The organism is Moritella sp. PE36, from assembly GCF_000170855.1.
Lineage (GTDB): Bacteria > Pseudomonadota > Gammaproteobacteria > Enterobacterales > Moritellaceae > Moritella.
In genome coordinates, this window is the sequence record NZ_ABCQ01000007.1 from 103,386 (window position 1) to 121,855 (window position 18,470).

General features: G+C 40.9%; 17 protein-coding genes. 3 read left to right on the forward strand and 14 right to left on the reverse strand.

Going from position 1 to position 18,470, the window contains the following annotated elements:
- Window positions 1-167: 167 nt before the first annotated feature.
- The 12 genes from der to PE36_RS06765 all read right to left on the reverse strand — a co-directional run bounded on the left by der (window position 168) and on the right by PE36_RS06765 (window position 13,048).
- Window positions 168-1,649, reverse strand: coding sequence for a ribosome biogenesis GTPase Der (der, locus tag PE36_RS06710; protein WP_006031217.1), 1,482 nt, complete (start codon window positions 1,647-1,649; stop codon window positions 168-170).
- Window positions 1,650-1,759: 110 nt separating this feature from the next.
- Window positions 1,760-2,950: an outer membrane protein assembly factor BamB gene (gene bamB / locus PE36_RS06715; protein ID WP_006031218.1), complete on the reverse strand. Its 1,191-nt coding sequence runs from the start codon at window positions 2,948-2,950 to the stop codon at window positions 1,760-1,762.
- Complete coding sequence (locus tag PE36_RS06720; RefSeq protein WP_006031219.1) at window positions 2,940-3,611, reverse strand: tetratricopeptide repeat protein; 672 nt, start codon at window positions 3,609-3,611, stop codon at window positions 2,940-2,942. The genes bamB and PE36_RS06720 overlap by 11 nt, the downstream gene beginning before the upstream one ends.
- A gap of 52 nt (window positions 3,612-3,663) precedes the next feature.
- A complete protein-coding gene (hisS, locus tag PE36_RS06725; protein ID WP_006031220.1) occupies window positions 3,664-4,944 on the reverse strand; it encodes a histidine--tRNA ligase in 1,281 nt (426 codons plus the stop codon).
- A 124-nt stretch (window positions 4,945-5,068) separates the two neighbouring features.
- Window positions 5,069-6,187 (reverse strand): flavodoxin-dependent (E)-4-hydroxy-3-methylbut-2-enyl-diphosphate synthase, encoded by a 1,119-nt coding sequence (ispG, locus tag PE36_RS06730; RefSeq protein ID WP_006031221.1) that lies wholly within the window; start codon window positions 6,185-6,187, stop codon window positions 5,069-5,071.
- A gap of 16 nt (window positions 6,188-6,203) precedes the next feature.
- Entirely contained in the window at window positions 6,204-7,187 is a 984-nt protein-coding gene (locus PE36_RS06735; protein ID WP_006031222.1) for a RodZ domain-containing protein, read from the reverse strand.
- On the reverse strand, window positions 7,177-7,947 hold the full coding sequence (pilW, locus tag PE36_RS06740; RefSeq protein ID WP_043994129.1) for a type IV pilus biogenesis/stability protein PilW: 771 nt from the start codon (window positions 7,945-7,947) through the stop codon (window positions 7,177-7,179). The genes PE36_RS06735 and pilW overlap by 11 nt, the downstream gene beginning before the upstream one ends.
- Window positions 7,948-7,972: 25 nt before the next feature.
- On the reverse strand, window positions 7,973-9,088 hold the full coding sequence (locus PE36_RS06745) for a bifunctional tRNA (adenosine(37)-C2)-methyltransferase TrmG/ribosomal RNA large subunit methyltransferase RlmN (RefSeq protein WP_006031224.1): 1,116 nt from the start codon (window positions 9,086-9,088) through the stop codon (window positions 7,973-7,975).
- Between the two features lie 359 nt (window positions 9,089-9,447).
- Complete coding sequence (gene ndk, locus PE36_RS06750; RefSeq protein WP_006031225.1) at window positions 9,448-9,873, reverse strand: nucleoside-diphosphate kinase; 426 nt, start codon at window positions 9,871-9,873, stop codon at window positions 9,448-9,450.
- A 228-nt stretch (window positions 9,874-10,101) separates the two neighbouring features.
- A complete protein-coding gene (locus PE36_RS06755) occupies window positions 10,102-11,424 on the reverse strand; it encodes a TIGR03503 family protein (protein ID WP_006031226.1) in 1,323 nt (440 codons plus the stop codon).
- Window positions 11,425-11,437: 13 nt separating this feature from the next.
- Window positions 11,438-12,175: a DNA polymerase III subunit epsilon gene (gene dnaQ / locus PE36_RS06760; protein WP_006031227.1), complete on the reverse strand. Its 738-nt coding sequence runs from the start codon at window positions 12,173-12,175 to the stop codon at window positions 11,438-11,440.
- Window positions 12,176-12,298: 123 nt separating this feature from the next.
- Window positions 12,299-13,048, reverse strand: a complete 750-nt coding sequence (locus tag PE36_RS06765) for a class I SAM-dependent methyltransferase (RefSeq protein ID WP_232286540.1) — start codon at window positions 13,046-13,048, stop codon at window positions 12,299-12,301.
- Between the two features lie 65 nt (window positions 13,049-13,113).
- Here PE36_RS06765 and gloB point away from each other — a divergent pair, with 65 nt between their 5' ends.
- Both gloB and PE36_RS06775 read left to right on the forward strand, forming a co-directional pair.
- Window positions 13,114-13,890: a hydroxyacylglutathione hydrolase gene (gene gloB, locus PE36_RS06770; protein WP_006031229.1), complete on the forward strand. Its 777-nt coding sequence runs from the start codon at window positions 13,114-13,116 to the stop codon at window positions 13,888-13,890.
- 84 nt (window positions 13,891-13,974) lie between these two features.
- Window positions 13,975-15,579, forward strand: coding sequence for a LysM peptidoglycan-binding domain-containing protein (locus tag PE36_RS06775; protein WP_006031230.1), 1,605 nt, complete (start codon window positions 13,975-13,977; stop codon window positions 15,577-15,579).
- A gap of 222 nt (window positions 15,580-15,801) precedes the next feature.
- Here the strand turns inward: PE36_RS06775 and PE36_RS06780 are convergent, their stop codons facing one another.
- Entirely contained in the window at window positions 15,802-16,353 is a 552-nt protein-coding gene (locus PE36_RS06780; RefSeq protein ID WP_006031231.1) for a chalcone isomerase family protein, read from the reverse strand.
- A gap of 186 nt (window positions 16,354-16,539) precedes the next feature.
- Window positions 16,540-17,955: a sodium:alanine symporter family protein gene (locus PE36_RS06785; protein ID WP_006031232.1), complete on the reverse strand. Its 1,416-nt coding sequence runs from the start codon at window positions 17,953-17,955 to the stop codon at window positions 16,540-16,542.
- Between the two features lie 319 nt (window positions 17,956-18,274).
- Between PE36_RS06785 and PE36_RS23950 the strand changes: the two genes are divergently transcribed.
- Window positions 18,275-18,442: a DUF3545 family protein gene (locus tag PE36_RS23950; RefSeq protein WP_006031233.1), complete on the forward strand. Its 168-nt coding sequence runs from the start codon at window positions 18,275-18,277 to the stop codon at window positions 18,440-18,442.
- Window positions 18,443-18,470: the final 28 nt, after the last annotated feature.

Below are 18,470 nucleotides of genomic sequence, written 5' to 3' on the forward strand. Positions count from 1 at the left end.
CTGCGACCTAAATACAGGCATTCAGCTAATCACAAATAATATCAGTCTTTACGCTAAGGTATACACTTAAACACCGAAAATATGATTTAAATATTCCTTTCCCTGATTCACAGGCATAAAAAAAGGCCTGTAAAAACAGACCTTTCTATCAATAACAACTGACGCTATTATTTTTTACTTTTATAGTGCGACATCATGCGACGGCGTTTTTTCTGTTGCGATAATGATAACTTATTTTTCTTATCTGCAAACGGATTATCACTGTCACGGAATTCAACTTTAATCGGCGTGCCCATAATTTTTAATGAACGGCGGAAGTAGTTGATTAAGTAACGACGGTATGAACCCGATAATTTGGTTACTTGGTTACCATGCACAACGATCAGTGGAGGATTGTAACCACCCGCATGCGCATAACGCAGCTTAACACGACGTCCTGCATGCATTGGCGGCTGATGATCATCAACAGCCATACGTACGATACGCGTTAGCATAGACGTTGATACACGCTTAGTAGATGAATCGAATGCTTCTGTAATCGATTCAAATAAGTTACCAACACCCGTACCGTGCAATGCCGAGATGAAATGGATACGTGCAAAGTCAATGAAGCCTAAGCGACGATCTAATTCAGATTTAATACGATCTTTCACGCCAGCATCTAAACCATCCCATTTATTAATGGCAATCACAATTGAACGGCCTGAGTTAATCGCAAAACCTAATAACGTTAGATCTTGTGAGGTAACACCAACACGCGCATCCAATACCATCAATACCACGTTAGCATCATCAATTGCTTGTAATGCTTTAACAATCGAGAACTTCTCAACTGCTTCATTGATATTTTTACGACGACGTACACCAGCAGTATCGATAAGCATGTAGTTACGACCAGCACGCTCCATCGGAATGTAGATGCTGTCACGGGTAGTGCCCGGCATATCATAAACAACAACACGTTCTTCACCTAAAATACGGTTAACCAGTGTTGATTTGCCTACGTTAGGGCAACCAATCATTGCTAGTTTGATTGGTAAACGCGCGTAATCTTCCGCAGTTTGCTCATCTTCCTCACCTTCCTCTTCTTCTGGTAATAACTCACCATTTACAAAAGGGTCTGCATCTGAGAATTCTTCTTCATCTTCAGCATCAGCAACTTCAACGTGTGCTAATGCTTCTTCAATAAGAATGTTAATGCCACGTCCCTGCGATGCAGCAATTTGGTAAATATCACCAAGTGCAAGCGCATAGAATTCAGCAACAGCAACATCGCCATCGAGGCCATCTACTTTGTTGGCAACAAGAAATACTTTTTTCTGTTGCTTACGTAAATGTTCGGCAATTGCTTGATCAGCGACCATTAGGCCTGCTCGAGCATCTACCATAAATAATACGGCATCAGCTTCTTCAATCGCAAGTAACGACTGATCAGCCATTTTTGCATCAATCCCTTCTTCATCACCATTAATACCGCCGGTATCAACTACGATGAACTCACGACCAGCTAAGTTAGCCTGTCCATATTTACGGTCACGAGTTAACCCTGGGAAATCGGCAACAAGTGCGTCCCGGGTACGAGTTAAGCGGTTGAACAATGTTGATTTACCAACATTAGGGCGTCCAACCAATGCAATTACAGGGGTCATAGTTAACCTCAGCCTCAATACGGCTCTAGTAAAATAAAGTCACTTATTTAAAAGGACAAAATGCGCCTCTCGGCGCAATAAATTAGGTTGATGGTATTCTATCTCATCAGTTAAATTGGTTTTTTTACCGCAACCAAGTCACCACGACGGCTTTGAACATAGAGATATTCATCTGAGTTCAAGGCTTTAGAAAATAATCCATCACTGTCAATTAATTTTTGTGCAACTAACTTACCGGTTTTTCGGTCTAGCCAGTGCAGGTAACCTTCTTTGTCGCCGACAACAATGTTATTGCCCGAGACAGTGGGTGCTGTTACACCGCGTAACGCTAAACGATTCTGCGACCATAAGGTCAAGCCATTACGACGATCGATTGCATGAATACGACCTTCAGTATCGGTTAAAAACAGTTCAAAGCCAGCAACTGTAAGATCTTTTACCGATGCATATGCACGTTTCCAAAGTACCTTACCTGAACGTAGTTCAATCGCCATTAACTCACCGTTAAACGCAGAGGTATATACCTCAGTGCCACGAGCAACTGCTTGACCATTAACATCAACTAAACGATCAATGTCATTGGCGCCTTTTGGCTTAGCAACATTCACTTCCCAGATCAATCGACCATTAGCGAGAAAGACTGCGGCTAGTTTACCATCACTGCGACCATAAATCGCTGCTCCATTGGTGGTGATTGGCGAATTATTACCACGTAAAGTCAACGCCGGTAATTCTGAACTTTGGATCCAGCGCTGTTCACCCGTCTGAACGTCAAAGCCAATCAAGCTACCACTGCCAGTCTGGATGATAACCAGACCTTCATCAACCACAGGACTTGCGATCACTTCACCGTCAGTTTCAACTTGCCAGAGTACTTCGCCCGTGTCCTCGTTTAATGCAAACAATACCGCATTTTCACTACCGACAAAGACCATGCCATAACCAGCAGCAATACCACCAGAAAGCAGCGCATTATCACTGTCATCAAAACGGTTAAAAACGTCTTGATCAGACAAATCTTGCGCCCAAATTTCATTACCTGAAATAGGGTCTAGCGCTTTCACTAAACCAGAACGACTTGCAGCAAAAAGTCGATCATTTACAAGTAAGGTTCGTGTCTGTGAGTAATACTCACCCACACCCGAACCAATACTCTCACGCCATTCAATTTCTGGCGTGAATTCAGCTTGGATCACAGGCAAAGGTGAATACACGTCCTCATCATCGCTGAATAAAGAGCACCCTTGTAAAAAAACTGAAAGAACCGCAGCTGTTGTTATTGTTCTCAGCTTATTGGTCATTCAACTCTCCCGCGATTGCAGCATCAAGATCATCTGCAACGTCGGCAATAGCAAGGTCATCAAGCTTTAATTGTAGCAGCTGTGTATTTGCACCAACACCCGCTAACGCCGTTTCATAAGCACTACGCGCTGCGTTTAAATCGCCTTGCTGTACATAGATATCACCTTTTACTTCTGCTTTCTTACTAGCAAAGGTATCAAGTGTCACTTTATCCAATGTCGCCAGTGCAGCATCAAAGTTTTGTAACTGCGCTTGCACTCGTGCGAGACGAATCTTAGCGATCGGTAAAATACTTGCTTGATTACTGTTTGTCGCTACCCAGCTAAGTTGCGTTTCAGCTTCAGCAAAATCTTGTTTTTTCACCGCTTCAGCGGCAAGTTGTAATGCTGTTAGTGTTGCGTAAGCATTACCACTGTTGGCATCAATAAACGTCTGAGTTGTCGCCTTTGCTGCAAGTCCATTTTCAGATAATTCAGTCACAACAGTATCATAAGCTGCTGATAGTTCTTCTTGTGCTGCTAACTGGCTATCGTTGTAATAACGAAAACCCACTAAGCCAGCTAGGCCTAGTACAGTACCAAAAATAACCGCATTACCATGGGACTTCCACCATGATTTCAGCGCTTCAACTTGTTGTTCTTCAGTAGCGTAACCTTCCACGTCTCACCCTTAATTTTTAAACACAATTAATCAGTATTGCTTACTTGTTGCTTTACTTGCTTAATAGCGTGGTTAATTTATTTACTAACTCAGTGACTGCGATAGTTTGCTGCTGTGTCTTACCAGTCAGATCTTTCACCGTCACTTGTTGGTTTTCGATTTCGTCGCTGCCCAGAATAAGTGCTACTTTAGCGCCATTTTGATCAGCTCGTTTAAGTTGTTTCTTAAAGTTACCGCCGCCGTTATGCATCATAAATTTCACATTCGGCATTTGATCGCGTAACTGCTCTGCTAATAACATACCGTGCATATCAGCGCCTTCGCCTAATGCTGCGATATAAACATCAACAGCGCCAGCAATATCAGCGGTTAATTCTAATGTTTCTAATAATAATACGAGGCGTTCGATGCCCAATGCAAAACCAACTGCAGGGGTTGCTTTACCACCCAATTGTTCCACTAAGCCATCATAACGACCACCACCACACACAGTACCTTGCGCGCCTAAGCTTTCAGTTACCCACTCAAATACAGTGTAGTTATAATAATCAAGGCCACGCACTAAACGATGATTGATTTGATAGTTAACGCCTGCACTATCTAACATCTTACATAGACCATCGAAATGCGCTTTAGTTTCTTCGCCGTAGTAATCCGCTAAGCTTGGTGCATCGTTAAGCAATGCTTGAACATTTGGATTCTTACTATCGAGTACGCGTAATGGGTTGGTATACATGCGACGTTGGCTTTCTTCATCAAGCTGGTCTTTAAAACCTTCTAAGAAGCTAATTAATGCTTCTTTATGCGCACTACGCTCTGCAGAAGAACCCAGAGAGTTCAGCTGTAATGTCACGTGTTGCTCAATACCAAGTAGTCTCCACAAGCGTGCGGTTAATAAAATAACTTCCGCGTCGGTATCCGCGCCTTTAAGACCAAATATTTCTACACCAAATTGGTGGAATTGACGATAGCGCCCTTTTTGTGGACGTTCGTGACGGAACATAGGACCTATGTACCACATACGACGCTCTTGGTTATATAACAAACCATTTTGAATACCAGCACGCACTGTTGAAGCTGTGCCTTCAGGGCGTAATGTTAGGCTGTCACCGTTACGATCATCAAACGTGTACATTTCTTTTTCAACAACGTCTGTTACTTCGCCGATCGCGCGCTTGAATAAATTCGTAGATTCAACGATTGGCATACGAATTTCAGAGTAGCCATAGGCTGCAACAGTATCACGTAATATTGATTCTACTTTTTGCCATACCGGCGTTTGTTCTGGTAAGCAATCATTCATGCCACGAATTGCTTGGATAGGTTTAGCCACGGTCACTCTCGAAAATTAAAAAAGACATATAACCCCGGATTATAAGGAGTTTCTACGTCGAGGTAAAATATTCAAAGGTGTTAGTAGGATATTTATCCTAATTTCAACACCTTTACTGGGAAAATTACGATCCTGCGTCCGTTACTATGATGTTTTCAGGTGCCATCATCGCTGCTTTAGCTCGAATTTTAGCCTCAAGCTGGTCGATTATATCGTTATTATCAAAACGTTCTTTCTGACGTTTGCCATCAAGGTAATAACCGCTCTTATTACTGCCACCAGTTACACCGATGTGTACAGCTTCCGCTTCACCAGGGCCGTTTACCACGCAACCTATAATAGACACGTCCATTGGGATAATAATATCCTCTAAACGCTCTTCAAGTGCATTAACGGTACTGATCACATCAAACTCTTGACGAGAACAGGTCGGGCAAGCAATAAAGTTAATACCACGACTACGGATACGTAATGATTTTAAAATATCAAAACCAACACGTACTTCTTCAACAGGATCTGCAGCCAATGAAATACGTATTGTATCACCGATGCCTTCGGCTAATAACATGCCAAGGCCAACGGCTGACTTAACCGCACCACTTCTGAAACCACCCGCTTCAGTTATACCTAAATGCAATGGTTGCTCGATCAACTTTGCTAATTGGCGGTAAGATGCCACCGCAAGGAACACGTCCGATGCTTTGACACTGACTTTAAATTGATCAAAGTTCAAGCGCTCAAGAATATCAACGTGACGCATTGCTGATTCAACCAACGCAGCCGCTGTCGGCTCACCATATTTCTCTTGGATCTCACGCTCTAATGAACCACCGTTAACACCAATACGAATTGGAATATTCATGTCTTTGGCACAATCCACCACAGAGCGGATACGACTTTCATTACCGATATTACCTGGGTTGATACGCAAGCAATCAACGCCGTATTCAGCGACTTTAAGTGCAATACGGTAGTCAAAGTGAATATCAGCAACCAGTGGCACATCAACTTGTTGTTTAATTAGTTTGAATGCTTCTGCGGCATCCATGGTCGGCACGGAAACACGCACAATATCAGCACCAACGGCTTCTAATGCTTTAATCTGAGCAACGGTTGCAGCAACATCCGTCGTCAAAGTATTTGTCATTGACTGTACTGCAATCGGGGCATTGCCACCAACGGGTACCTTACCAACCATGATCTGTTTTGAGTGGCGGCGAATAATTGGACTTTCCTGATGCATATTTATAACTCGTTAATTAAGCTTCAAAAGGTACTTTAAATTTAGCAAGTTTACCTTGTTTAAAGGTTGATAAATCGACTGACTCACCGGCATAACTCATTGTGACATACTCTGGTGCGCCAAGTTTAATTGATAATGGTGCTAAACCTTGTAATGAAATTGACTGACCGGCTTTTCTCACACCCGTCGACAATGTTTTGCCGTTTTTATCTTTAACTTGTATCCAACAATCTCCGGCGAAGGTCAGTACCAATGACTGAGCAACAATAGCAGGTTTATTATCAGGAGTATTTGTAACCACAGGTGAAGTGATCGTCGGTAGCGCGGTGACGTGTGCCAATACTTCTGCTGGAACGACCTCTGATGATGGAGGTGCGATAACATCCAATGCTGGAGTCTGCGCTACGGTACTATCAAGCTCAGTACTTTCAAACTCAGTGCTATCAAACTCAGGACTTTCAGCAACAACCAAAGGGGCTTGCTCTTCAATAACCGTCACAGCACCAACTGACTCTATCGTTTGCGTGATGATAGGCTCTGGCACAACAACGTCAACATCAACGTCATCTCCTAATCCCCAAATTAAAAATACCGCTAGCATAAAGCCAATAATACCGTAACTCACCAGCATTAAACGGTTATCGTGTGCTTCCAATTTAGTTCGACAGGAAAAGCTCTGTAATTCAGTTTGTTGTTCACATGCTACATTTTGGCCATCATAAGCAGTAATGACTTCATCTTCAGATATTTTAAGATAACGAGCATAACAACGAATGTAGCCACGCATGAATGTAGATGAGATTTGTTTATCAGCAACACTTTGTTCAATATTGTTGATAACGGACAATTTAAGGTGGATATGATTACAGACCTCTTGCACACTGATACCAGATGCAATTCTTGCATCTTGCAACATTTGGCCTGCAGTCACCACATCGATATTCCCCTGCAATTCAGCAGCTTTATCAGGGTCTTTTAAGGTTTCTAAATCAATAGTCATTTGTAATATATTTTTGTGTTTGGAACGCTAATGGAAATTGAGCTAATAATTGCCGACTATATACTTCAGCGACGGCCGAATTATTCAGTTTTTCTGCAATATTAAAACCCAACCAAAGACTACGAGCGGTTACTTTACTGATTGACTCATATATAGTTAATTGTTGTTTGGCCACCGCATAATCGGCCAGTTTATAGTGTAATTCAGCAATAGAGAACAGCACGTTTAAATTTTGCGGTTCATATGCGAAAGATGACTGTAAATACTTTAATGCAAGGGGATTATTGCCTTGTTCATGCGCACAGCGCCCCGCATTTTCATAACTATTCGCAATTTGGTTATAGCTCGGCGACGCGATTGCGGTTAAAAACTCAGTTTCTGCTTCATCAAATCGCGCAAGTCCACATAGAAATACACCAAAGTTATTATGAATATTACCATCATCTGGTGCCAGGTCGAGCGCATATAAATAGGCTTTCTCAGCTTGTTGATGCTCTTTTACTTTCTGATAGTAATATGCATAAGCTAAATAAATATTCGCATCGTCAGGTGTATAACGATTAGCTTTATCAAGATTTATTTTCGCATTTTGATAGTGTTCAATTTCAATATACTTAAGCGCTAAGGTGAGTCGGCTTCGGGACGCTGCAATTTTATCAACAGAGTTATCAGTCAAGCCAGCACTGGTTTCAATATAACTTTGTGTGCTACATCCAGCCAGTGCTGTTATTAGTAATCCTACTACAGCGAAACGTTTCATGCCTAAATCCATCTAGTCAAAAGTATTAATCAGCCATCTTGACTGAAATCGCTTCACCTTGCATCCGTTTTTTTAATGTTCTTTTCGTTCTGTCGATTACATCGCCCGCTAATTGACCACAAGCAGCATCAATATCATCACCGCGGGTTTTACGAATTGTCACCGTATTTTCGTATTCCATCAGCACCTTATTAAAGCGATCGATGCGGCTATTACTTGGTTTACCATAGTCACTGCCCGGGAACGGGTTAAACGGGATCAAGTTAATTTTACACGGCGTATCTTTTAATAAATGCGCTAATTCATGTGCTTGATCGGTTGAATCATTCACGTGATCAAGTAATACATACTCAATCGTTACTTTTTTACGATTGGCATTTGATTTACCAATATAGTTTTTAACCGATGCTAGTAACATTTCAATATTATACTTTTTATTGATAGGGACAAGCTCGTCACGTAATGTATCATTCGATGCATGCAATGAAATAGCCAATGCTACATCAATTGAATCCGCTAATTTATCTAATGCAGGTACTACACCAGAAGTAGATACGGTTACACGACGTTTTGATAAACCAAAACCATAATCATCTAACATTATGTTCAATGCCGGGACCAAGTTTGTCATGTTAAGCAGTGGTTCACCCATACCCATCATCACGACATTGGTGATCGCACGTTTCTTATTATTAAAACCGATAACTTGACTTGCACGCCAAACCTGACCGATAATTTCAGATACACGTAGGTTACGGTTAAAACCTTGTTGTGCAGTCGAACAGAATGTACATTCGAGAGCACAACCTACCTGAGATGATACACACAGAGTCGCGCGGTCACCGTCTGGGATGTAGACCGTTTCATATTCTTGACCATCAACTTTTAATGCCCACTTGATCGTACCATCAGCACTGCGTTGCTCTTTGCTAATTTCAGGTGCTTGAATAACAGTTTCACGTAATAATTTTTCTCGTAACTTTTTATTCAAGTTAGTCATTTCATTAATATCATCACAGCCTTCATGATAGATCCATTTCATCACTTGATCAGCACGGAATGGTTTTTCACCAATGTCAGCGAAATATTGGCGCATCGCTTTGCGATCTAAGTCTAATAGATTAATTTTTTTATTACTCATGAAGTGAGCCTCTGTCATTTATTTTATTCGGTTTGAAACAATTTAAGACTCAATTTTAAACCATACTTAAGCATAGTTGGATAAAAAAGACGATACTAAAATTGAGGTTTCAGGGCGCGGGATTGTACAAAGTTTAACGCCTAGACGCTAGCGCATTAGCCGAATTAAACAAAATAATTTATTAACCGTTATTTTCAATAACAAAGAATCGAGTGCGATAACAAATGATTAAGGCTGAATATCAGAGTTTAAAGAGGAAATGCATAGAATGTGGAGGTGGGAAATATAATCATAAAACCGGGCAGTAAATTAATCACGCATCACTACGCAACGACTTTACAGCCCGCTACACTAACTCATTAACGTGGGCATACTTCGTTTTCAGTAAAGAAGTAAGCAATTTCACGTGCAGCTGATTCTTCACTATCAGAACCATGTACCGCATTCAAACGCATGCTCTCAGCATAGTCACAACGTAACGTGCCCGCGGCTGCATTTTCAGGGTTAGTCGCCCCCATTAACTCACGGTAGAAAGTGATCGCATTTTCACCTTCTAATACTTGCACCATGAGCGGACCTGACGTCATAAATTCCATCAATGGTTCGTAGAATACTTTGCCTTCATGTTCTGCATAAAAACCTTCCGCTTGTTCACGGGTAAGGTGAAGCATTTTTGCTGCAACAACATTTAAACCACTTGCTTCAATACGAGAGTAAATAGCACCAATTAAATTTTTTCTTACTGCATCAGGCTTAACAATAGAAAATGTGCGTTGAATCGCCATAATTTTTAACCTTAATTTGAGAAGTTTACAATCTTAGTTTGACTCACTGAATAAAACAGCGAGTCCGTAAGATAACCGTTCAAAATAAAGGTTATCTTATTAACATCGACTTTAATTGCATTACAATTTTTAAACAAGTGTTAATCGCGAAACGACACTTAAATAACGAGTAATGCGAGCCTTATCCTGCACAAATCAGTTACATTGCCTAATTGTTTAAATATCAGACTATTTATCCAGTGAATTAAGATCCAAATCAGTCATCATGCTCTGCTTATCAGTCGATTCAGCAGGCAATTGTGATGCTAAATCATCACCTATTTGGTTCGATATCACTTTTTCAAATTTGCGTTTTTGCCAAAACTTAATACTAAATAATGCTGCAACCGCTAAAAGGAGTAACAAGATCAAACCGCCAATGACCCACAATAATAAATTCCAGTCACTCTCTGAATCTTCGAACATATCCATTGCGGTCTCTGTCGTGTCTGCCTGAGAGGCTGTAGCAGCAAGAATCAGAGCACTATCAATAACAATCGGTCTTGGTATCACAAATGCTTCTGAAGGCATGTTTATGGTAATCTCACGTCCTGCTGTTGTGGTCGCAAACAACACTAATTCAATGCTATAACTGCCAAACTCTGCGGGTCGTGCAAAAGAATGAATTTGTTCTGTCATCCCTGCTTCACCATAAATGATAAAGTCATTACTTTTACCACGATTAACTGATTCGAGACGGCCTTTAATAACAATACTCTCGGGCTTTAATTCGTCAGTATCATAAGTCAGTTTTAACTGCGGGTCGGCATCCATCAGTAAGGGTAACATCTGCGTTTTTATTGGTTTTGGGAACAGGACAATATCTTGATTAAAATGACGACTAAAAGCATTGTTTGTTACTGCCACCTCAAATTTATACTTACCCGTCGCTAAATCAAGTTGCAAATAGGCCGTAAAAAGCCCGTCTTCAGGTACTTCATCAAAAAAAACGCCTTTATCATTAAACTTCGCCAACTCTTGAGAGGTAAAGCTAAAATTTTCGTCTTCTGTGCGATTATAACCATAAGCAGTAACAATCAGTTCGGTATCGCGTAAATACGTGGCGTTAAGGCGCTTTTGCAAATGCAATAATTCACCCGTAATTTTTAAGCGTTCGCCACTATATAACTGAATAGGCAAACGATTAACTTGCAGTTGTACGTCTGACAATAATTGAATACGGTTATCACCTTGGATCTTACCTAATGCTTGCCAGGGTCCAGGCATCGGATTTTCAATCGTGATAATGTCATGCTCTTTGCCTTCAATCCAATGAACGCGATCAGACTTATCCCAAATATAAACTTTGCTGCCGTCAGGACGCACTAAGATAACCGCTTTAGAAAAACGTTCACGCGCAATAATAAAGGTGAGTTGCTCAATGCCATAATCAACCCGAAAACGATTATCTAACAACTTGATATCACTGGTCTGATAAACACTTTTAGCCGATGTAAAGGTGCTGATACCAACTGCACCAATCAATGCCAATAACAACCAAATCTTACGCATGTTTATCCTTATCTTAGTGTACTTGCCACAGCGCATCACCAACGATACCAAGTCGTTCATCATGCGCTTTCAGTTCATCATCTGTTGCTTGCACCACTTTCAATGGCGCTCGGCTTGCTGCAACACGGCGAATACCACCACCCTGCGAATTAGCGCTATCTTGCGATAAATTCAACTTAGTCTGGCCACCCGTCATAAACAGATAAACGTCAGCTAAGATCTCCGCATCCAGTAATGCGCCATGCAGGGTACGGTGTGAATTATCAATACCATAACGAGTACATAGCACGTCTAAGTTATTTCGTTTACCTGGGAAAAGTTTCTTAGCAATAGCTAATGTATCGGTAATCTTACAAATTTCTTTAGTTGCAGGCAGACCTTTATTCAGTAATCTAAATTCATGGTCCAGGAAGTTAGTATCAAACGAAGCGTTGTGTGCAACTAACTCGGCACCAACAATAAAGGCGATAAATTCATCTGCGATCGTTGCGAAACTGGGTTTGTCTTGCAAAAATTCATCGGTAATACCGTGTACTGCGATCGCCTCTGGATCAACCAAACGGTCTGGCTTGATATAAACATGATATGTACGTCCCGTCGGACGACGATTGATCAACTCAATACAACCGATTTCAATCACGCGGTGACCAATGTGTACACCACCTGCGCCCATATTCATACCGGTTGTTTCTGTATCAAAAACGATTACACGACCAGCGCCCTGTATTAACTCTGCATTGTCCAACGACATAAATCTCACCACCTAAATTAAACTGTCGCTATTCTAATATGAATTAGCCTTCGATTCACCTGATAACACGCCTAAATCAAATGCAGAAGTAAACTTGGCAAATAAAAAAAAGAATAATCAAGTCTAAGACGGCTTATGCGGTAATTTTTGCGTGGCACCCGTCGGTATAAAACGCCGTTTAGCATAGCTGACTTGCCACCAATTTTTGACCGGTGATATTGGCGCACGGCGTTTACGCGCAACAATAAAATAGACCGATGAAAAAGAAGGGAAATGCATTTGACCGATACTCTCAGACCACCAGGTTAATGGTTTTTTACCTAAAAAAGAGGTAAAGCCAAAACGGTCATCTTGAATAATTTCGAAACCAAGTAACTCTAACCAATCTTTAATACGCGCAGGGGTAAACATTCTTCCCGACCAAGGCGGATGATTACGTTTAATCCCACATAGTTTAACCAAACCACACAGTGACAACGGATTATAACCACTTAAGATAAGATAACCGTCACCCGTTAATACCCGCTCAACCTCACGCAATACTTGATGAGGATCCGCCGAAAAATCCAATGATTGCGTCAAGATACACGCATCAATGCAATTTTCCTGAAACGGTAGATGAGCAGGATCAATAAATATCCCCCCCATACCTAACTCTGACGTCGCCGTTACTTGATGTTGTATACTGCAGCCAAAACAATTAAGCTCACCACTTAACGAGCCCAATTTTAGTAGATGGTATCCAAATATTGTTGGACACCAAGCATCAAGGCGCGCCTGAATTTGGCTAGCAAGCCACTCTCCCATAGGAAGATCATTCCAAGAATGGGGAATTGTTATCTCATGTTTATGATGTGCAGGTTTTATTAACACGACAATATCCGCTAAAATTTTGTTTTATATGTAATTAAAGATAATCCCATAAAGAGAGCGATGCAATGCTTGAAGTCATTTCTATACCAACATTTAACGACAATTATGTTTGGTTAATCAAAAATACTGAAAATAATCACTGTTGTATCGTTGATCCCGGTCAAGCAGACCCAGTATTACAAGTCATTAATCAGCAAAATTTAATTCTCGAGGCGATTTTAATTACCCATCACCACTATGATCATATCGATGGTATTAGTGACATTCTTAACGCATCGACCAATCCTGTGCAGGTCTATTCGTCGATTGCGATAGACGTTGATGCACCGGTCACCTTAGTCACTGAAAATAGCCAGTTAAATCTACTTAATAATAGTTTAGCATTGACCGTAATGGCGACACCGGGGCATAAACGTGAACATGTAGTTTACTATAACCAGACGATGTTGTTCTCGGGTGATACCCTATTTTCTGGTGGTTGCGGTCGACTTCTTGATGGTAGCGCGGCAGAATTGTTTTCATCACTACAACGCATTAAAGCCTTAGATGAAAATATTTTGGTGTATCCCGCTCACGAATATACCCAAGCGAACTTAATGTTTTGCTATGCCGTAGAACCACAAAATAGCGCACTAAAAAAACATATTGAACACACCGCAAAGCTACGTCAACAAGGGCTGCCGACCGTACCAAACAGCCTGAAAAACGAGAAGGAAATCAATGTTTTCTTACGCACCAACGAAGCAACTGTCAGTATGGCTATGGAACATAAACTGCTTGATATCCTCACCAGCGAGCAAGCTGTATTCACTGCATTAAGAGTCTGGAAAGACCACTTTTAACCCAATATTAAGCATAATGCTACACTTGCTTTGTTTTCTGTTGGCTATTAGCATGTCAACGTTGTTCACTTATATAAGACGTATATGAAATTTAAATTATCTATTCCGGTATTGATATTACTGACCGGGTGTCAAATGACATCTGAAGATCGTAGTAACGATGTGCAAACTACTATAACGCCTGTCGTTGCCCCATCTGTAAAAGCCAGCAATGAAGACAATGGTTTAGATAGTGCAACTGAAGAAAATATTGCGAGACTCATTGTCGCCGAAGACGTGACCGTCGAGCCAATTGATAATGTTTGGGTTCGCATCGCTGAGCAAATGACTATTCCTATTCCCGATAATGCCCGTATTGCCAAACACCGTAAGTGGTTTTTAGACCACCCACAACATTTAAAAACGGTATCAAAACGTGCAGAACCATTTTTATATCTCATTGTTGAAGAGCTCGAGCGTCGTGGCTTACCCTTAGAACTGGCGCTGCTTCCTGTGGTAGAAAGTGCCTTTGACCCATTTGCCTACTCACATGGTAGCGCATCGGGTATGTGGCAATTTGTACCAGGCACAGCAACGCAATACGGTCTAGAGCAGAACTGGTGGTACGATGGTCGCCGTGACGTACTGGCATCGACAAGTGCAGCACTGACCTATATGGAATACTTAAGTCGTCGCTTCGATGGTGACTGGTTACATGCCCTTGCTTCGTATAATTCAGGTCAAGGTCGCGTCGGTCGTTCTATTAAGCGTAACCAAAAAGCGGGCTTAGCAACGGACTTCTGGTCGTTGTCGCTTCCAAAAGAAACAGAGGCATACGTCCCTAAATTATTAGCGCTTGCTGATATATTACAAAACGCTGAAAAATATAACCTGACGCTACCTGTGATTGATAACGAGCCTGCTATTCAGCAAGTTGACGTCAACAGCCAAATCGATTTAGCACTTGCCGCCGATTTAGCTGGGATGGATGTAGCGCAACTACAGCGTCTTAATCCTGGGTTTAACCAATGGGCTACCGCGCCAGATGGGCCACATACATTATTAATTCCCAATGAAAATGTAGCAAGGTTTGAAACTGCATTAGCAAAAACGGATGCGAAAGGCCGTTTAAACTGGGTTCGCTATAAAGTGAAGTCAGGTGATAGCCTAGGTGAAATTGCCCAAAACTATAATACTTCCAGCAAGATCATTGCCTCGGTTAACAATCTAGACAGCAGCATGATCAAGATCGGTCAAGCGTTGTTAATTCCAATGGCTGCTAAAGATCTCGATTATTATAAATTTAGCGAATCATCACGCATCACTCGTCGCCAAGAAAAACCCGCCGGACGCTTTAAAATAGTACATAAGGTACAGTCAGGTGATAACTTGTGGGATATTTCACGTGCCTACAAAGTTAACTACAAGAGTCTAGCTAAATGGAATAATATCGCACCTAAAGACACATTAAAGGTCAATCAAAAACTAGTGGTGTGGCAAGGTAAGAAACAAGGCAGTGCCAATGGTAAAGGCATTATGCGTAATATTACCTACAAGGTCCGTCAAGGTGACTCACTTGAACGTATTGCCAATAAATTTAACGTAAAAGTAAAAGATCTGGTGAGATGGAATGGCCTTGCTAAGCAGAAATATATCCAACCTGGGCAAGCACTACGACTTTATATTGACGTAACCAAGGTTAGTACCTAGCTTCATAACTACCTCGTTATCTAGCTACCTAGGCGCTAAAGAACGAGTTAGCAACGCAAAGCCTACCTGTGGTTGATCAATTCAGTGATTGATAAATTCAGTGGCTGATAAAATTCGTGGTAGATCAATAATCCAGGCATAAAAAATGGCTTACTGTTAAGATTTATTCTTAACCGTAAGCCATTTTTATTATTGCCTTGTAATGTTCAATTACAGTGCGAATTATAAACCCAGCATATCTTCTTTCAGGTCATCATCAGCAGGCTCATCACCTAACCAAATAGACAATACCGCTTGGCGGAAAACGTCGTTATTAATAGTCGATAATTTTTCATTATTTTTATACGTTGCCAAACCTTTACCTGGTGTACTCACTAAAGTAAATTGATCGCCTTTCGCTATCTCAGCACTAAACACACCAATAAACTCAGCTATTTCAGCAGAGATAGGGGCGGTATTACCCTCAGTCGCGCTATCAAAACCGTCGTTGATCGCCGAAACCATCTTCTCAGAGGTAATCAGACCTGAAATTATATTAAGACGAATAGCGCTTACATCTTGGCTTTTTATTACATCTTTACTCGCTGTTTGTGTAAATAGCGAACCAACATACAGATCAATAAAGAATTTACTACGAACACCTGCCCCTTGATAATTAAGTGATGTACCTTCAACAGATACACTATCTGGTACTGAAACGCCAGACACTTCCTGTGCAGCATTAACAGAGAAACTTAATAGCATTGCAGAAGCTAGAGTTGCTAATTTATTCATGACTTGATCCTATGTGAGTCGGTATTAAACGTCAATTTAACCATAAAGAAATTAGAGCTAAAACTCTAACCCTTTAGATTAAGTAAATTTAATACCAATTCATTACCATTAAATTCATACCTAATAAAAAAGCCACTTATTACGAAAATAAGTGGCTTTTTCTAATTTTACAACACTAATTTATCACTACTTTTTAAATTTAGAGTTCCAAATTTCACTGTTGATCTTTTTATCGATTTCAGGGTATTCAGCGCTATCAAATGTAGGTGTTTTACCTTCAGCTAATTGCTTGTTGTAATCTTTCGCGACGATGATGACATACTTAGATAACATCAAGATAGCAATGATATTGACCAGTGCCATTAAGCCCATTGACGCATCAGCCATGTTCCAAATCAGATCTGATTTCGCCACAGCACCAAACATAACCATACCTAAAACAGCAGCACGGAAGATCCAGATCATTACTTTCGAATCACGGTTCAAGAATAAAATACTTGTTTCAGCGTATGAATAGTTCGCCACAATTGACGTAAATGCGAAGAATAAGATCGCAATAGCAACAAATGTACTACCCCAATCGCCAACATGCGATGACAATGCATGCTGCGTTAATTCGATACCACCAATACCCGATGTATCACCAAGATCAGAAAGTAGAATAATAGACGCAGTCGCAGTACAGATAACGATAGTATCGATGAATACACCTAACATCTGCACATAGCCTTGTGATGCAGGGTGATTAGGGAATGGTGCCGCACTTGCCGCAGCATTCGGCGCACTACCCATACCCGCTTCATTCGAGAATAAACCACGTTTGATACCTTGCATCATAGCAACACCTAATGCGCCACCAGCAGCTTCTTCTAAGCCGAATGCAGATTTAATGATAAGTTCGAAAACGGCAGGTAGTTCTGAAATGTTCATTGCCACAACAACAAACGCAATCAGAATATAAGCCAGTGCCATGAATGGCACCACGATTTCAGCAAATGCGCCGATCACACGCAGACCACCAAAAATGATGAAGCTTGTAAATACAACTAATACGATACCAACGATAGTTTTATCAAAACCAAACGCATTGTGCATTGAGTTGGCAATCGCATCAGATTGAACAGCGTTAAATACCAAGCCAAATGCAACGATTAGGCAGATAGAGAATACAACGCCCATCCAGCGACGACCTAAACCTTTCTCCATGTAGTAAGCGGGACCACCACGGAAGTTGCCATCAGCATCTTTAGTTTTAAATAATTGCGCTAGTGAGCTTTCTGCAAAACTAGTCGCCATACCAATAACAGCAATTAACCACATCCAGAATACAGCACCAGGGCCACCCGCAGTAATTGCCACAGCAACACCAGCAAGGTTACCAGTACCAACACGCGCAGCTAGACTTGTACATAGCGCTTGAAATGATGATACACCTTCAGAGCTGCTTTTACGGCTACCAGCAAGAACAGAGAACATGTGAGTAAAATGGCGGAACTGAATAAAACCTAATTTAAAGGTAAAATACAGACCTGTACCGATAAGTAAATAAATCAGTACAGAGCCCCACAACAGCCCGTTTATAAAGTCGATAACTTCCGTCATATTGTCTTTCCATACTCTTATTAAAGTCCACAGATAGCAGTAAAAATAACACCTCTATCTGAACAAGGCGCGGAATATAACATAAAAAACCAGTAAATTGTTAATATACAGGCGTTAAAATTATCGAACTAACAACGATGACCCTAATTAGATACATATTTGAAAAATAATCACCGTGCATTTTGCATAAACTATTTTATACCTATTCCACTTTTGATCTTTTTACGTGACCTAACACTCAAATATACGACGAAATATGACTAAGGGCATTAAAAAAATGCTATAGAGAAAGGGTAACTATCATTGCAAAGGTGATCCCATGGAAGGAATAAATCAAGTGTCGATAGAAAATACAAAAAAAGAAGCAAAATCAGCGTCAAAACGAAAATGGCGTGAAATTGAAGCGATTAAGGATAAGCTAATATTAGAAAAGGAAATGGACGGTTATAATGATCCTTTAAGTTATTACTCTGATCTTATTACTTAATAAAAAGCCGCATTGAATGCGGCTTTTT

Excerpts from the sequence above, each read along its gene's own strand:
- PE36_RS06755 (WP_006031226.1), bottom strand. The coding sequence starts at position 11,424 with ATGCGTAAGATTTGGTTGTTATTGGCATTGATTGGTGCAGTTGGTATC.
- PE36_RS23950 (WP_006031233.1), top strand. The coding sequence starts at position 18,275 with ATGGAAGGAATAAATCAAGTGTCGATAGAAAATACAAAAAAAGAAGCA.
- ndk (WP_006031225.1), bottom strand. The coding sequence starts at position 9,873 with ATGGCGATTCAACGCACATTTTCTATTGTTAAGCCTGATGCAGTAAGA.
- gloB (WP_006031229.1), top strand. The coding sequence starts at position 13,114 with ATGCTTGAAGTCATTTCTATACCAACATTTAACGACAATTATGTTTGG.
- PE36_RS06780 (WP_006031231.1), bottom strand. The coding sequence starts at position 16,353 with ATGAATAAATTAGCAACTCTAGCTTCTGCAATGCTATTAAGTTTCTCT.
- der (WP_006031217.1), bottom strand. The coding sequence starts at position 1,649 with ATGACCCCTGTAATTGCATTGGTTGGACGCCCTAATGTTGGTAAATCA.
- PE36_RS06785 (WP_006031232.1), bottom strand. The coding sequence starts at position 17,955 with ATGACGGAAGTTATCGACTTTATAAACGGGCTGTTGTGGGGCTCTGTA.
- bamB (WP_006031218.1), bottom strand. The coding sequence starts at position 2,950 with ATGACCAATAAGCTGAGAACAATAACAACAGCTGCGGTTCTTTCAGTT.
- dnaQ (WP_006031227.1), bottom strand. The coding sequence starts at position 12,175 with ATGTCGTTGGACAATGCAGAGTTAATACAGGGCGCTGGTCGTGTAATC.
- pilW (WP_043994129.1), bottom strand. The coding sequence starts at position 7,947 with ATGAAACGTTTCGCTGTAGTAGGATTACTAATAACAGCACTGGCTGGA.
- ispG (WP_006031221.1), bottom strand. The coding sequence starts at position 6,187 with ATGCATCAGGAAAGTCCAATTATTCGCCGCCACTCAAAACAGATCATG.
- PE36_RS06735 (WP_006031222.1), bottom strand. The coding sequence starts at position 7,187 with ATGACTATTGATTTAGAAACCTTAAAAGACCCTGATAAAGCTGCTGAA.
- PE36_RS06745 (WP_006031224.1), bottom strand. The coding sequence starts at position 9,088 with ATGAGTAATAAAAAAATTAATCTATTAGACTTAGATCGCAAAGCGATG.
- PE36_RS06775 (WP_006031230.1), top strand. The coding sequence starts at position 13,975 with ATGAAATTTAAATTATCTATTCCGGTATTGATATTACTGACCGGGTGT.